This window comes from Pseudomonas sp. TWI628, assembly GCF_039673865.1.
GTDB lineage: Bacteria > Pseudomonadota > Gammaproteobacteria > Pseudomonadales > Pseudomonadaceae > Aquipseudomonas.
This window is the reverse complement of record NZ_JBDJMM010000007.1, coordinates 44,427-58,432: the sequence shown is the minus strand read 5'-3', so window position 1 is coordinate 58,432 and position 14,006 is coordinate 44,427. Positions and strand designations below refer to the sequence as shown.

The following is a 14,006-nucleotide window of genomic DNA, read 5'->3' as shown; positions in this document are numbered from 1 at the left end:
CGGCTGAAAGCCGCTCCTACAGTGACCGCGTTACTGTGCCTGATAGATCTGGTCGAACACACCGCCATCATTGAAGAATTTCGGTTGTGCAGTCTTCCAGCCACCGAAGTCCTTGTCGATGGTCACCAAATCCAGTTTCGGGAATTGCTTGCCAAATTCGGCAGCGACTTTCTCGTCACGTGGACGGTAGAAGTTCTCGGCGGCAATCTTCTGCCCGGCCGGGCTGTACAGGTGCTTGAGGTATTCGCTGGCAATCTCGGTATTGCCCTTCTTCTCGGCGTTCTTGTCGACCACCGCCACCGGTGGCTCGGCAAGGATCGACAGCGACGGCACGACAATGTCGAACTTGTCAGCACCACCGTCTTCCTTCAACGCCAGGAAGGCTTCGTTTTCCCAGGCCAGCAGCACGTCGCCCTGGCCGTTATTGACGAAGGTGATGGTCGAGCCGCGAGCGCCGGTGTCCAGCACTGGCACATGCTTGAACAGCTCCTGCACGTAGGCCTTGGCCTTGTCTTCGCTACCACCGGTTTTCAGGCCGTAGGCCCAGGCGGCGAGGAAGTTCCAGCGGGCGCCACCGGAGGTTTTCGGGTTGGGCGTGATGACCGACACGTCCTTCTTGATCAGGTCACCCCAGTCCTTGATGCCTTTCGGGTTGCCCTTGCGCACCAGGAACACGATGGTCGAGGTGTACGGCGTGCTGGCGTCCGGCAGGCGCTTTTGCCAGTCCTCGGGCAGGGTCTTGCCGAGCTTGGCAACTTCGTCGATGTCACCGGCCAGGGCCAGGGTCACCACGTCGGCGCGCAGGCCGTCGATCACTGCACGGGCCTGCTTGCCCGAGCCGCCATGGGATTGCTGGATCTTCACCTTGTCGCCCGGGTGGGCCTGTTGCCAGTGCTTGATGAATTCGGCGTTGTACTGCTGGTACAGCTCGCGGGTCGGGTCATAGGACACGTTCAGCAGTTCGTAGTCCTTGGCGATGGCGGAACCGGCAAAAACAGCACTGGCCAGGGCGGCGAGCGCATAACGGCGGATGGACATGGTGAAGCTCCCGATTGGCATTTTTCTAGTTTTGGATGTTGTGGCGCGAATCAGCCGGCCTTGTTGCCAGGCTGTTGCAGGCGGAACTTCTCCTTGCGCTCGATCTGCACGACCTGAGCGTTGTGCACGGTGATTTCCACCGCACCGAAACGCAGGTCGCGCAAGGCGCTCTGGATTTCACGCAGAATGGTGGCTTCGTCCTGACCGTCGATGCTACGCAGCGATGCACTCATGCTCGTTCTCCTTGGAATGAGGGTGCCGGGCATGGATTTGAAGGGGTTTATTGCCTGGCTTGAAGGCAATAGTAGTGATGCGGAGTTATTCTTAAAAATACTGTTTAAGAATGTTTATATAACCAGAATCAAACGGCGATCCTGCGGGCGATCGCATGCCTCTGTGGGAGCGGGCATGCCCGCTCCCACAGGGTTCAGTGTTGCGTCCTGGTGCTGTTTTCAGGCTCGCGGATCTTGTACCAGGCCACATACAACGCCGGCAGGAACAGCAGCGTCAGCAGGGTCGCGACGATGATCCCGCCGATCATGGCGTAGGCCATCGGCCCCCAGAACACCTCGCGGGCAATCGGGATCATGCCCAGGCTCGCTGCCGCCGCCGTCAGCAGGATCGGCCGGCGCCGGTGGTTGGTCGCCTCCACCACCGCATCCCACGGCGAGAAGCCCTGGGCCTCGAACTCGTCGATCTGGGTCACCAGAATCACCGAGTTACGAATGATGATGCCCGCCAGCGCGAGGATGCCGAGGATCGCCACAAAGCCCATCGGCGTGCCCGTCGGCACCAGCGCCAGCACCACCCCGATCAGCCCCAGCGGCGCCACGCTGACCACCAGGAACAGCTTCTGCACGCTGTGCAGCTGAATCATCAGGAAGGTCGCCATGAGGAACAGCATCAACGGGATGACCTTGCGGATCGGCCCTTGGGCCTTGGCGCTCTCCTCCACGGTACCGCCAGTGGCCACTTCAAAGCCCACTGGTAGCTTGCTGGCGAACTCGTCGATCTGCGGCTTGAGCTGGGCCACCAGGTCGGTAGGCTGGATATCACCGTTGACCGAGGCCTTGATGGTGATGGTCGGCTTGCGGTCGCGGCGCCACACCAGCGGTTGCTCCAGCTCGTAGCGCACGGTCGCGAACGACAGCAGCGGGATCGAGGTACCGCTAGGCGTCAGGATCTGCAGGTTCTGCAGGGTATCGGGTGAGCCCCGCTCACTGTCCTCGGCACGGGCGACCACGTCGACCAGGTAGATGTTGTCGTTGACCTGGGTGATCTCCACGCCACTGACGATGCTGTTCATCACCTTGGCCACGTCCTCCGACGACAACCCCAGCTGGCGCGCCTTGTCCTGGGCGATTTCCACCCGCAGCACCTTACCGGGCTCGTTCCAGTCGTAGATCATCTCGCCGATGTGCTTGTTCTGGTCGAGCAAGGTGGCCAGGTCGATGGCATGCTTGCGCACCTCGTCGATATTGGCGCCGCTGACCCGGTACTGGATCGGCCGGCCTACTGGCGGGCCCATTTCCAGCGATTGCACGTTGACGCCGATGCCGACGAAGTCCTCATGGAGGATCTTCTGCAGCCGCTGCATCATGCCCTTGCGCTCTTCGAAGCCCTTGCTGACGATCACCAGCTGTGCGTAATACGGGTTCTGCAACTGCTGGTCGAGGGGCAGGTAGAAACGAATAGCACCCTGGCCGATGTAGGTGCTCCAGCTCACCAGGTCCGGGTCATCCTTGATGCGGGCCTCGAAGCGGTCCACCACCTTGCGGGTTTCTTCGATCGAGGCGTTTTGCGGCAGGTTGAGGTCGACGAGGATTTCCGGGCGGTCCGATGACGGGAAGAACTGGTTCTGCACGAAGCGCTCGCAGAAGATCGCCAGGGCAAACAGCACGATGGTGCCGATGATGGTCAGCCAGCGGTTGCGCATGCACCACAGCAGGCCATGCTCGAAGGCCCGGCCAACACGCCCGGGCTCGGCTTCATGAGCCTTCAGCTTGGAGCTGCTGAGTATGTGCACGCCCAGCACCGGGGCGAAGAACACCGCCACCACCCACGACACCATCAGCGCCACCGCGATCACCGCGAACAGCGTGTAGGTGTATTCACCCGCAGAGCTGGCGTTGAGGCCAATGGGCACAAAACCGGCTACCGTCACCAAGGTACCGGTGAGCATGGGGAACGCCGTCGAGGTGTAGGCGAACGTGGCCGCCTGCTCCTTGCTCTCGCCCATTTCCAGGCGTGTGACCATCACCTCGACGGTGATCATCGCGTCATCCACCAGCAAGCCGAGGGCGATGATCAGCGCACCCAACGAAATCCGCTGCATGGTGATACCGCTGTATTCCATGAATACGAACACCATCGCCAGCACCAGCGGAATCGAGCAGGCCACCACCAGGCCGGCACGCATGCCAAGGCTGACGAAGCTCACCGCCAGTACGATCACCACCGCCTCGAACAGCGCGCTGGTGAAGCCGCCGACCGCTTGCTTGACCACCACGGCCTGGTCCGACACGGTGTGAACGCCGACGCCAATCGGCAGGTCTTCGACCACCCGGTCCATGCGCTTTTTCAGCGCCGCGCCAAATACCTGCATGTTGCCGCCGGCCTTCATGCCGATGGCCAGGCCGATGGCGGTCTGGCCGTTGTAACGGAACATCGGTGACGGCGGGTCGACATAACCGCGCTGGATATCGGCGATGTCGGCCAGGCGGAAGAAGCGGTCGTTGATCTTCAGGTTGACCGTCTGCAGGTCCTTTTCCGAGGCAAATTGCCCGGTGGTGCGTACCGAAATGCGCTCGGGACCAGCCTCGATCACCCCGGCCGGGGTCACCGCGTTCTGCGATTGCAGGGCCTGCATGACCTGGCGCTGATCGATGCCCAGGGCCGCCAGTTTGCGGGTCGAAAAGTTCAGGTACAGCACTTCGTCCTGAGTGCCGACCAGCTCGATCTTGCCGATGTTGGGCACATCGCGGACTTCGGCGCGCGCCTGTTCCACGTAGTCACGCAGCTGACGCAGGGTGAGGCCGTCGGCGGTGAAGGCGTAGATCGAGCCAAACACGTCGCCGAATTCGTCGTTGAACCCAGGCCCCTGGATACCGGCAGGGAATTCGCCACGGATGTCGGAAATCTTCTTGCGCACCTGGTACCAGATTTCCGGGATGTCCTTGGCCTTGGTGGTGTCGCGCAGGTACACATACACCGTCGACTCGCCCGGGCGGGTGTAGCTCTTGGTGTAGTCGAGGGAGTCGAGCTCCTCCAGCTTCTTCTCGATGCGGTCGGTGACCTGGTACAGGGTTTCGTCCTGGGTCGCACCCGGCCAGCGGGTCTGGATCACCATGGTCTTGATGGTGAACGAAGGGTCTTCCTCACGGCCAAGGTTGAAGTACGAGAAAATGCCCATCAGCAGGCCAACGAACATCAGGTACCAGACGAACGATTGATGCTTGAGCGCCCATTCGGACAGGTTGAAGCTTCCTTTCATTGCGCATCCTCGTCGAAGGTGACCTTCTGGCCAGGCTTGAGGCTGTTCACGCCCGCCGTCACCACGCGCTCACCCGGCTGCACGCCTGCAGTCAGGACGATGCTGTCGGCGCTACGGTCGATCAAGGTGACGTCGCGGGTACCTACGGTTTTCTGCTGGGTGTCGATCACCCAGACCTGAGTCTTGCCATCACGCTCGAACAAGGCGCTCAGCGGCAGTTCGCTGCGCGGGGTCACTTCCGAGCTGAGGGTCACACTGATCGCGGTGCCCAGGTGGAAGGCCGCCGGGGTGCTGGCCAAGGTCAGGCGCGCGCGGCGGGTCCGGGTCGTCGCATCGGCCTGCGGCTCCAGCTCGCGCAGGGTGGCGGTGGTGTTGATGGTCGGGTCGAGCTGCGAAGCCACGGTGAAGGTCAGGCCCTTGTTCAGTTGCTCGGCCAGGCCGATCGGCAGGTCTATCACCGCCTCCTTCACATCCGGCCGCGCCAGGGTCACCACGGCCTGGCCGGCGGTGACGGTCTGCCCGGCTTCAGCCTGCCAAGCGGTGATGACCGCCGCATGGTCGGTGCGCAGGGTGCTGTAGTCGAGCTGGTCGCGGGCCTGGCTGAGTGCCGAGCGCGCCTGCTCCAATGCGGCGCTGGTGGTTTTCAGGTTGGTCTGAGCGATATCCAGCTGGGCCTGGGCACCGACGCCGCGGTCGAACAGCTGCTGCTGGCGGCGGGCATCGGCCTGGGCGTTGATCCACTGCGCCTGCACCTTGGCCAGGTCGCCTTCGGCGGCACGCAGCTGGTTCTGCTGGTCGGTGGGGTCGAGCGTGGCCAGGGTGTCGCCCGGTTTGACCTGGGCCCCCACATCCAGCCAACGCCGGGCAATGCGCCCGCCAACCCGGAAGCCCAAGGTGCTTTCGAAGCGCGCCTCGACCAGGCCGGCGAAGCGGCCCAACTGCGACTGCATCTGTGGCTCAACCTTGACCGACAGCACTGGCCGGATCGGCTCGGCCACTTCCTGCTCTTTACCGCAGGCGGCCAGCAGCATGCCAGCCGACAGCATCAGCAGCAGGCGCTTCATAGCTCACCTCCCTGGGCCTTGGCATCGACCTTCTGCACCTGCATGCCGGGATGCAGCAACTGGCTACCGACCACCACCACGGTCTCGCCAGCCTTCAGGCCGCTGGCGACCACGATCTTGCCGGTCAGGTAACGGCTGACCTCGACCTTGCGCAGCTCGACCTTGTCGCCCTCGCCCACCACCCAGACTGCCGGCTCATGCACCGCCTTGGTCAATGCCGACCACGGCAACTCGACGCTAGGCCGCCCCACCGCATTGGTGCTGGCAGTGACTGGCGCGCCCAGTTGAATGCCCGGCGGCACATCCTTCAGGCCCACTTTGACCTGCACGGTGCCGCTTTGCGCCGAGACGGTGGGGGTGATCTCACGGACAAAGCCGTGAGCCTGGACCTTGGGGTCGTCCAACAGACTGACGATGACCCCTGCGTCGCTGGGCGGTGCCACCAGCAGCGATTCGTAGACGTTGAAGACCGCGTCGCGGTCGCCGTCACGGGCCAGGCTGAAGATCGGCATGGTCGCCTGCACCACCTGGCCGACCTCGGCCTGGCGCTCGGTGATCACGCCATCGGCATCGGACACCAGCGCGGTGTAGCTCAGTTGCTCATTGGCATCGGCCAGCTCTGCCTGGGCCGCCTTGAGTGCGCTCTGGTTACTGCGCAGCGCGGCTTCGGCGGAGTCGTATTCACTCTGGCTGGTGTAGCCCTTTGGCAGCAGCTTTTGCTGGCGCACGAAGGCGGCGCTGGTCTGGGTGACCCGCGCCTGGGCGGCGAACACTTCGGCCTTGGCCGAGTCGACGTTGTTCTGCAGGTCTTTCGGGTCGAGCCGCGCCAGGACCTGGTTGGCCTTGACGTGGTCGCCGACGTCGACGCTGCGGGAAATGATCTTGCCGCCCACGCGGAACGACAGGTCGGTCTGCACCCGCGCCTGCACGTCGCCGGTCAGGGTGACCCTGGCAGCGAAATCGGTGGGGGATACCTGTTGTACGCCGACCCTTGGCAGGGTTTCGGGGGTTTCTTCCTTGCTACAGCCGGTGAGCATATACAGCAGCCCCAGGCAAACGACCGACAGCGGACGCATCAACGTCATGCAGGCTCCTTGCTTTGCGCGCAAATGATTCTTGGGATGCGACTGTCAGCGTAGTTCAGGGTTGGATAAACGGCACTGACCGGGATCAGTTCGGCATTTTCAGCTCCTGTGCCGGCCCTTTCGCGGGTACAACCACATGTAAGTCACTGCCATATCTAGAAACCAACAATTGCAGGGTGACTGCAGCACAGCATGTCGCCAGGCATATCGTTGCCAACCCATTGCGGGCTGGACTGGTCAAAAGTGTAAGGGACTACCCTCACTGGGATGCGGTCTGGCTGTGAATATGTGCTGGAGCATTCGCGGGTGAACCCGCTCCCACAGGGTCATGCGCAGCCTTCAAAGCTTGCGCAGTACCTGTGGGAACGGGTTCACCCGCGAAAGGGCCGGATCAGGCCGAAGCGGCCACTTGAGTCGGGCGCTTGACCTGTGGCTGCGAGGCATTTGCCGCCGCACCCTCTTCGATCGCCTGCTGGATCGCCTTGCGACGATGCTCTTCGGCGCGGCGGCTGAAGAACCAGACAAAGAAGGTCACCAGCGACACCGACAGCAGAATCAGGCTGGCCACGGCGTTGATCTCAGGCTTCACGCCCAGACGCACAGCCGAGAACACTTCCATCGGCAGGGTGGTCGAGCCGGGGCCGGACACGAAGCTCGCCAGCACCAGGTCGTCCAGCGACAGGGCGAACGACATCATGCCGCCCGCCGCCAGCGACGGTGCGATCATCGGGATGGTGATCAGGAAGAACACCTTCCACGGCTTGGCACCCAGGTCCATCGCCGCTTCCTCGATCGACAGGTCCAGCTCACGCAGGCGTGCCGACACCACTACCGCCACATACGCCGCACAGAACGTGGTGTGGGCGATCCAGATGGTGACGATGCCGCGCTCCTGCGGCCAGCCGATCATCTGCGCCATGGCCACGAACAGCAGCAACAGCGACAGACCGGTGATCACCTCAGGCATGACCAGCGGTGCAGTGACCAGGCCGCCGAACAGCGTGCGCCCCTTGAAGCGGGTGACCCGGGTCAGCACGAAGGCCGCCAGGGTACCCAGTGCCACTGCGGCCACCGCCGTGTAGCAGGCGATTTCCAGCGAGCGCATCACCGAACCCATCAGCTGGGTGTTGTCGAGCAGGCCGACATACCACTTCACCGACCAGCCGCCCCATACCGTTACCAGCTTGGAGGCGTTGAACGAGTAGATCACCAGGATCAGCATCGGCAGGTAGATGAACAGCAAGCCGAGCACCAGCATCAGCTTGGAGAAACTGAAACGCTTCATGCTCTGCCCTCCATTTCTTTGGCCTGGCTGCGGTTGAACAGCAGGATCGGCACGATCAGGATCGCCAGCATCACCACCGCCAGGGCGGATGCCACCGGCCAGTCACGGTTGTTGAAGAATTCCTGCCACAGCACTTTACCGATCATCAGGGTTTCCGGGCCGCCGAGCAGTTCAGGAATGACGAACTCGCCCACCACCGGGATGAACACCAGCATGCAGCCGGCGATGATGCCGTTCTTCGACAGCGGCACGGTGATCTTCCAGAAGCTGTTGAAGGTGCTCGAACCCAGGTCCGAAGCGGCTTCAAGCAGGCTCTGGTCGTGCTTCACCAGGTTAGCGAACAGTGGCAGGATCATGAACGGCAGGTACGAATAGACTACGCCGATATACACCGCCAGGTTGGTGTTGAGGATCTGCAATGGCTGATCGATCAAGCCGGTCCACAGCAGGAAGCCGTTGAGCAGCCCGTTGTTGCTGAGGATGCCCATCCAGGCATAGACGCGGATCAGGATCGCGGTCCAGGTCGGCATCATGATCAGCAGCAGCAGGACCGTCTGCGTCTCCTTTTTGGCGTTGGCGATGGCGTAGGCCATCGGGTAGCCAATCAGCAGGCACAGCAAGGTGCTGAAGAAGGCCATCTTCAACGAGCCCAGGTAGGCCGAGATGTACAGCTCATCCTCGGTCAGCAGGCCGTAGTTGGCCAGGTTGAGCACCAACTGGACTTTGTCTTCGACGTAGGTATAGATCTCGGTGTACGGCGGGATCGCCACGTCGGCTTCGGCGAAGCTGATCTTCAACACGATGAAGAACGGCAGCATGAAGAACAGGAACAGCCAGATGAACGGCACGCCGATCACCAGGTGCCGTCCCTCCGGGATAAGGCGCTGGAAGGCTCGCTTGAGCTTGCGAGGTTTCATGACCGCAGTACCACGCCGCTGTCGTCTTCCCACCACACGTACACTTCATCGCCCCAGGTCGGGCGGGCGCCCTGGCGCTCGGTGTTGGCGACGAACGACTGGACGATCTTGCCGCTTGGCAGTTCGACGTAGAACACCGAGTGGCCGCCCAGGTAGGCGATGTCGTGGACCTTGCCGCGCGACCAGTTGTGCTCGCAGGTCGGTTGGTGGGAGGTGACCAGCATCTTTTCCGGGCGCAGGGCGTAGGTGATGTGCTTGTCTTCCACCGAGGTGGTGATGCCGTGGCCGACGTAAATCTTGCGCTCCAGCTCCGGGCTGGCAATGATCGCGTGGCCTTCGGCGTCGTCGACCACTTCACCGTCGAACAGGTTGACGTTACCGATGAATTCGCACACCAGGCGGCTGGTCGGGGTCTCGTAGATATCCACCGGCGAACCGATTTGGGCGATCCAGCCCAGGTGCATGATGGCGATGCGCTGGGCCATGGTCATGGCCTCTTCCTGGTCGTGGGTCACCATCACGCAGGTCACGCCCACGCGCTCGATGATTTCCACCAGTTCCAGCTGCATCTGCGAACGCAGTTTCTTGTCCAGCGCGCCCATCGGCTCGTCGAGCAGCAGCAGCTTGGGGCGCTTGGCCAGGGAACGGGCCAGGGCCACCCGCTGGCGCTGGCCACCGGAGAGCTGGTGTGGCTTGCGCTTGGCGTACTGGGTCATGTGTACCAGCTTGAGCATCTCGGCCACACGGGCGTCGATCTCGGCCTTGGGCATCTTGTCCTGCTGCAGGCCGAAGGCGATGTTCTGCGCCACGCTCATGTGCGGGAACAGCGCATAGGACTGGAACATCATGTTGATCGGCCGCTCGTACGGCGGCATGTCGGTGATGTCGACGCCATCAAGGAAAATCCGACCCTCAGTCGGGCGCTCGAAGCCGGCCAGCATACGCAGCAAGGTCGATTTGCCGGAACCGGAGCCACCCAGCAGGGCGAAAATCTCGCCTTTGCGGATTTCCAGGGACACATCGTCCACGGCGACCGTTTCGTCGAACTTTTTTGTAACCCGGTCGATCTTGACCAGCACCTGCTTGGGTTGCTGGCCACCCTCGAGGGCTTTTTTATAGGCACCGGAGGCAACTGCCATGAGTGAAACTCCCAACAAGATTTTTGTGCCCGCGCGGCCTGAGTTTCAGGTACCGCAGCGGGTCTGGATAATTACTTGCCCGACTTGACCTTGGTCCAGCTGCGGGTCATCAGACGCTGCACCTTGGGCGGCAACTCTGAGTTCACGAACATCTTGTCCAGCACTTCCTGCGGTGGGTAAACCGCAGCGTCAGTCCTCACGGCCTGGTCCATCAGGTCGCCAGCCTTGGGGTTCGGGTTGGCGTAACCGACGTAATCACTGACCTGGGCGATAACCTCAGGTTTCAGCAAATAGTTGATGAAGGCGTGGGCCTCCTTGACGTTCTTGGCGTCCTTGGGGATCGCCAGCACGTCGAACCAGAGGTTGCCGCCTTCCTTGGGAATGGCGTAGGCCAGGTTCACGCCCTTCTTCGCCTCTACGGCGCGGGCCTTGGCCTGGAACACATCACCCGAGAAACCTGCCGCGACGCAGATGTCGCCGTTGGCCAGGTCGGTGATGTACTTGGACGAATGGAAGTAGGTCACGTACGGGCGTACGGCCAGCAGCTTCTGTTCGGCCTTGGCGTAATCCTTGGGGTCGGTGCTGTTGGGATTGAGCCCCATGTAGTTGAGCACCGCCGGGAGCATTTCATCCGCCGAGTCGAGGAAGGCCACACCGCACTTGGAGAGCTTCTTCATGTTCTCGGGTTCGAACAGCACGGCCCAGGAGTCGATCTTGTCCACGCCCAGCGTGGCCTTGACCTTGTCGACGTTGTAACCGATACCGTTGGTGCCCCACAGGTAAGGCACGGCGTACTGGTTGCCTGGGTCGTTCTTTTCCAGGCGCTTCATCAGCGCCGGGTCCAGGTTGGAATAGTTGGGTAGCAGGCTCTTGTCGAGCTTCTGGAACGCGCCCGCCTTGATCTGCTTGCCGAGGAAATGGTTGGACGGCACTACCACGTCATAGCCGGTGTTGCCGGCCAGCAGCTTGCCTTCCAGGGTTTCGTTGGAATCGAAAACGTCCTGCACGGGCCTGATGCCCGTTGCTTTCTCGAAGTCCGCGAGGGTGTTCGGGCCGACATAGTCCGACCAGTTGTAAAAGTGCACCGTAGGCGCCGCTTGGACGCTGCATGCCAGCGTCAGGCCCGCTCCAGCCATCAAGGCCTTGCGTAATACAGAAATAGACAAGTGGGTGGTCCTCACAATCAGTGCCTTGGTGACGGCGTACTTTTTGGGTACAAGGGTTGCCGCGCACACAAAACCGGCGCGCAACTTACCTGCGCAGCTTCGATGCCGCAATCATCAATTGCCATTCACTGGCTCCGGGCCGGGAAACCCCGGCCCAGAGGTCACGCATCGGGGTTATTTGCCCGATTTGATCTTGGTCCAGCTACGGGTGATGTCACGCTGGACCTTGGCATCCGGTGCAGCGATGGCATACAGCTCTTTCTTCACTTCAGCTGGCGGATAGATGCTTGGGTCGCTGGTGATGGCCTTGTCGACCAACGGCGTAGCGGCCTCGTTGCCGTTCGGGAAGCGCACGGCGTTGGTGATTTCAGCCATGACTTCCGGCTGCATCAGGAAGTCCATGAACTTGTAGGCAGCGTCCTTGTGCTCGGCATCTTTAGGGATGGCGACCATGTCGTAGAAGGTACCGGCACCTTCTTTCGGAATGATGTAGTCCACTTTGACCTTGTCGCCAGCTTCGTGGGCGCGGGCCTTGGCCTGCTCGACGTCACCCGAGTAACCGACGGCTACGCAGATGTTGCCGTTGGCCAGGTCGCCGATGTACTTGGAAGAGTGGAAATAGGTGATCGAAGGACGGACCTTGAGGAACAGGTCTTCGGCGGCCTTCAGGTCTTCCTTGCTGGTGCTATTGGTCGGCTTGCCCAGATAGTGCAGCGCGGCCGGGAGCATTTCGGTCGGGGCATCCAGGAAGCTCACGCCGCAGCTCTTGAGCTTGGCGATGTTCTCAGGCTTGAACACGACATCCCACGAGTCGATGTGATCGACGCCCAGTGCGGCCTTGACCTTCTCCGGGTTGTAGCCGATGCCGATCGAACCCCACATGTACGGGAAGGCGTGCTTGTTGTCCTTGTCGCTGGCGTCGCCAACGGCCTTGAGCAGGTCCTTGTCGAGGTTCTTCCAGTTAGGCAGCTTGGAGCGGTCCAGCTCCTCGTAGACGCCGGCCTTGATCTGCTTGGCCAGGAAGTTGTTCGACGGCACGACGATGTCGTAGCCCGACTTGCCGGCCAGCAGTTTGGCCTCCAGGGTTTCGTTGCTGTCGAACACGTCGTACTTGACCTTGATACCGGTCTGCTTCTCGAACTTGGCGATGGTGTCCGGAGCGATGTAGTCCGACCAGTTGTAGACGTTCAACACGGTATCGTCAGCGTGAACAGCGGTAGCCATGCCACCCATCAGGGCGGCGGCCAGCAACGTTTTGCCCATTTTATTCATGCGTAGTGCTCCAGAATTTTTATGTTAGCAACTGTCCAGCAGCCAGAACCCACGGTGCAGAGCGCGCGGCGACTGAAACAACCGCTAGTCTGGCAAGTTACAAGGCTCTGTATCAAGGAAAGCAGGGCCTTGTAACGACTTAATGTCACATCGCTAGCCTAGCAAACGCTTATCGAATCGCTTCCAACGTCAAATCGAGGCATTTGCGCGCCTTTTCCACCAACTCGTCGATCTCTTGATGGCTGATCACCAGCGGCGGAGCGATGATCATCGTGTCGCCGACCGCACGCATGATCAGGCCGTTCTCGAAGCAGAAGTTTCGGCAGACCATGCCGACGCCCTTGCCCTCATAACGGCTGCGGGTCGCCTTGTCCTTGACCAACTCGATCGCGCCGAGCATGCCCAGGCCGCGTACCTCGCCAACCAGCGGGTGGTCTTGCAGCTCACGCAAACGCTTCTGCAAATACGGTGCCGCTTCCGTACGCGCCTTCTCGACGATGTTCTCGTCGCGCAGGATGCGCAGGTTTTCCAGGCCCACCGCAGCCGCCACCGGGTGGCCGGAATAAGTGAAGCCGTGGTTGAAGTCACCCCCTTCGCTGATCACCTTGGCCACCTTGTCACGCACGATTACGCCGCCCATGGGGATGTAACCGGAAGTAAGGCCCTTGGCGATGGTCATCAGATCGGGCTTGAGGTCGTAGTAGTCGGAGCCGAACCACTCGCCGGTGCGGCCGAAACCGCAGATCACTTCGTCGGCGACGAACAGGATGTCGTACTTGGCCAGGATCTCCTTGACCTTCGGCCAGTAGGTTTCTGGCGGAATGATTACCCCGCCGGCGCCCTGGATCGGCTCGGCGATGAAGGCGGCGACGTTGTCTTCGCCCACCTCCAGAATCTTTTTCTCAAGCTGCTCGGCAGCCCACACGCCGAAATCGTCGGGGCTCATGTCGCCGCCCTCACCGAACCAGTACGGCTGAGGAATGTGCACGATGCCCGGGATCGGCAGGCCGCCCTGCTCGTGCATACCGCTCATGCCGCCCAGGCACGCACCCGCGAAGGTGGAGCCGTGGTAGCCGTTGATGCGGCCAATGATGGTCTGCTTCTGTGGCTTGCCTTTCAGCGCCCAGTAGTGGCGGACCATGCGCAGCACGGTGTCGTTGCCTTCGGAGCCGGAGCCGGTGAAGAACACATGGGTCATGCCTTCCGGCGCCACGTCGGTGATCGCCTTGGCCAGCTCCAGGGCTGGCGGGTGAGCGGTCTGGAAGAACAGGTTGTAGTACGGCAGCTCACGCATCTGCTTTTCTGCCGCCTGCACCAGTTCTTCACGGCCATAGCCGACCGCCACGCACCACAGGCCGGCCATGCCATCGAGGATCTTGTGCCCCTCGCTGTCCCACAAATGCACACCCTGCGCCTTGGTAATGATGCGCGGCCCCTTCTCCTTCAACTGCTTGTAGTCAGAGAAAGGTGCAAGGTGGTGCTCGCCGCTCAGGGTTTGCCATTCACGGGTTTGCGGGTTGTTGACGCTCATGTGCCTCTCCATTTTC

General features: G+C 61.6%; 11 protein-coding genes and 1 pseudogene. 1 reads left to right on the top strand and 11 read right to left on the bottom strand.

The features are described from left to right. Nucleotides 1–30: 30 nt before the first annotated feature. The 5 genes from ABE528_RS07245 to ABE528_RS07225 all read right to left on the bottom strand — a co-directional run bounded on the left by ABE528_RS07245 (nucleotide 31) and on the right by ABE528_RS07225 (nucleotide 6,680). Nucleotides 31–1,038 (bottom strand): sulfate ABC transporter substrate-binding protein, encoded by a 1,008-nt coding sequence (locus ABE528_RS07245; RefSeq protein ID WP_060510025.1) that lies wholly within the window; start codon nucleotides 1,036–1,038, stop codon nucleotides 31–33. A gap of 50 nt (nucleotides 1,039–1,088) precedes the next feature. After that, entirely contained in the window at nucleotides 1,089–1,271 is a 183-nt protein-coding gene (gene oscA, locus ABE528_RS07240; protein ID WP_016712582.1) for a sulfur starvation response protein OscA, read from the bottom strand. A 194-nt stretch (nucleotides 1,272–1,465) separates the two neighbouring features. Then, a complete protein-coding gene (locus ABE528_RS07235) occupies nucleotides 1,466–4,531 on the bottom strand; it encodes an efflux RND transporter permease subunit (RefSeq protein WP_152955475.1) in 3,066 nt (1,021 codons plus the stop codon). Further along, nucleotides 4,528–5,595 (bottom strand): efflux RND transporter periplasmic adaptor subunit, encoded by a 1,068-nt coding sequence (locus tag ABE528_RS07230; protein WP_346652550.1) that lies wholly within the window; start codon nucleotides 5,593–5,595, stop codon nucleotides 4,528–4,530. The genes ABE528_RS07235 and ABE528_RS07230 overlap by 4 nt, the downstream gene beginning before the upstream one ends. Beyond that, nucleotides 5,592–6,680 carry an efflux RND transporter periplasmic adaptor subunit gene (locus ABE528_RS07225; protein ID WP_346652549.1) on the bottom strand — a complete coding sequence of 363 codons (1,089 nt, stop codon included), beginning with the start codon at nucleotides 6,678–6,680 and terminating at the stop codon, nucleotides 5,592–5,594. The genes ABE528_RS07230 and ABE528_RS07225 overlap by 4 nt, the downstream gene beginning before the upstream one ends. A 191-nt stretch (nucleotides 6,681–6,871) precedes the next feature. Here ABE528_RS07225 and ABE528_RS07220 point away from each other — a divergent pair. Beyond that, a pseudogene (locus ABE528_RS07220) lies at nucleotides 6,872–6,964 on the top strand (transposase); the annotation flags it as partial. Between the two features lie 107 nt (nucleotides 6,965–7,071). On the opposite strand, the gene ABE528_RS07215 reads toward ABE528_RS07220, so the two are convergent. The 6 genes from ABE528_RS07215 to ABE528_RS07190 form a co-directional block, all read right to left on the bottom strand. Next, nucleotides 7,072–7,965, bottom strand: a complete 894-nt coding sequence (locus tag ABE528_RS07215; protein WP_060510034.1) for an ABC transporter permease subunit — start codon at nucleotides 7,963–7,965, stop codon at nucleotides 7,072–7,074. Further along, nucleotides 7,962–8,843, bottom strand: a complete 882-nt coding sequence (locus ABE528_RS07210) for an ABC transporter permease subunit (RefSeq protein ID WP_346652607.1) — start codon at nucleotides 8,841–8,843, stop codon at nucleotides 7,962–7,964. The genes ABE528_RS07215 and ABE528_RS07210 overlap by 4 nt, the downstream gene beginning before the upstream one ends. Before the next feature lie 35 nt (nucleotides 8,844–8,878). Further along, nucleotides 8,879–10,021, bottom strand: a complete 1,143-nt coding sequence (gene potA / locus ABE528_RS07205; protein WP_346652548.1) for a polyamine ABC transporter ATP-binding protein — start codon at nucleotides 10,019–10,021, stop codon at nucleotides 8,879–8,881. 71 nt (nucleotides 10,022–10,092) lie between these two features. Beyond that, complete coding sequence (locus ABE528_RS07200; RefSeq protein WP_346652547.1) at nucleotides 10,093–11,187, bottom strand: polyamine ABC transporter substrate-binding protein; 1,095 nt, start codon at nucleotides 11,185–11,187, stop codon at nucleotides 10,093–10,095. 174 nt (nucleotides 11,188–11,361) lie between these two features. Beyond that, on the bottom strand, nucleotides 11,362–12,459 hold the full coding sequence (locus tag ABE528_RS07195; RefSeq protein WP_152955462.1) for a polyamine ABC transporter substrate-binding protein: 1,098 nt from the start codon (nucleotides 12,457–12,459) through the stop codon (nucleotides 11,362–11,364). 169 nt (nucleotides 12,460–12,628) lie between these two features. Further along, nucleotides 12,629–13,990 carry an aspartate aminotransferase family protein gene (locus tag ABE528_RS07190; protein WP_346652546.1) on the bottom strand — a complete coding sequence of 454 codons (1,362 nt, stop codon included), beginning with the start codon at nucleotides 13,988–13,990 and terminating at the stop codon, nucleotides 12,629–12,631. Nucleotides 13,991–14,006: the final 16 nt, after the last annotated feature.

Excerpts from the sequence above, each read along its gene's own strand:
- ABE528_RS07245 (WP_060510025.1), bottom strand. The coding sequence starts at position 1,038 with ATGTCCATCCGCCGTTATGCGCTCGCCGCCCTGGCCAGTGCTGTTTTT.
- oscA (WP_016712582.1), bottom strand. The coding sequence starts at position 1,271 with ATGAGTGCATCGCTGCGTAGCATCGACGGTCAGGACGAAGCCACCATT.
- ABE528_RS07235 (WP_152955475.1), bottom strand. The coding sequence starts at position 4,531 with ATGAAAGGAAGCTTCAACCTGTCCGAATGGGCGCTCAAGCATCAATCG.
- ABE528_RS07230 (WP_346652550.1), bottom strand. The coding sequence starts at position 5,595 with ATGAAGCGCCTGCTGCTGATGCTGTCGGCTGGCATGCTGCTGGCCGCC.
- ABE528_RS07225 (WP_346652549.1), bottom strand. The coding sequence starts at position 6,680 with ATGACGTTGATGCGTCCGCTGTCGGTCGTTTGCCTGGGGCTGCTGTAT.
- ABE528_RS07215 (WP_060510034.1), bottom strand. The coding sequence starts at position 7,965 with ATGAAGCGTTTCAGTTTCTCCAAGCTGATGCTGGTGCTCGGCTTGCTG.
- potA (WP_346652548.1), bottom strand. The coding sequence starts at position 10,021 with ATGGCAGTTGCCTCCGGTGCCTATAAAAAAGCCCTCGAGGGTGGCCAG.
- ABE528_RS07195 (WP_152955462.1), bottom strand. The coding sequence starts at position 12,459 with ATGAATAAAATGGGCAAAACGTTGCTGGCCGCCGCCCTGATGGGTGGC.
- ABE528_RS07190 (WP_346652546.1), bottom strand. The coding sequence starts at position 13,990 with ATGAGCGTCAACAACCCGCAAACCCGTGAATGGCAAACCCTGAGCGGC.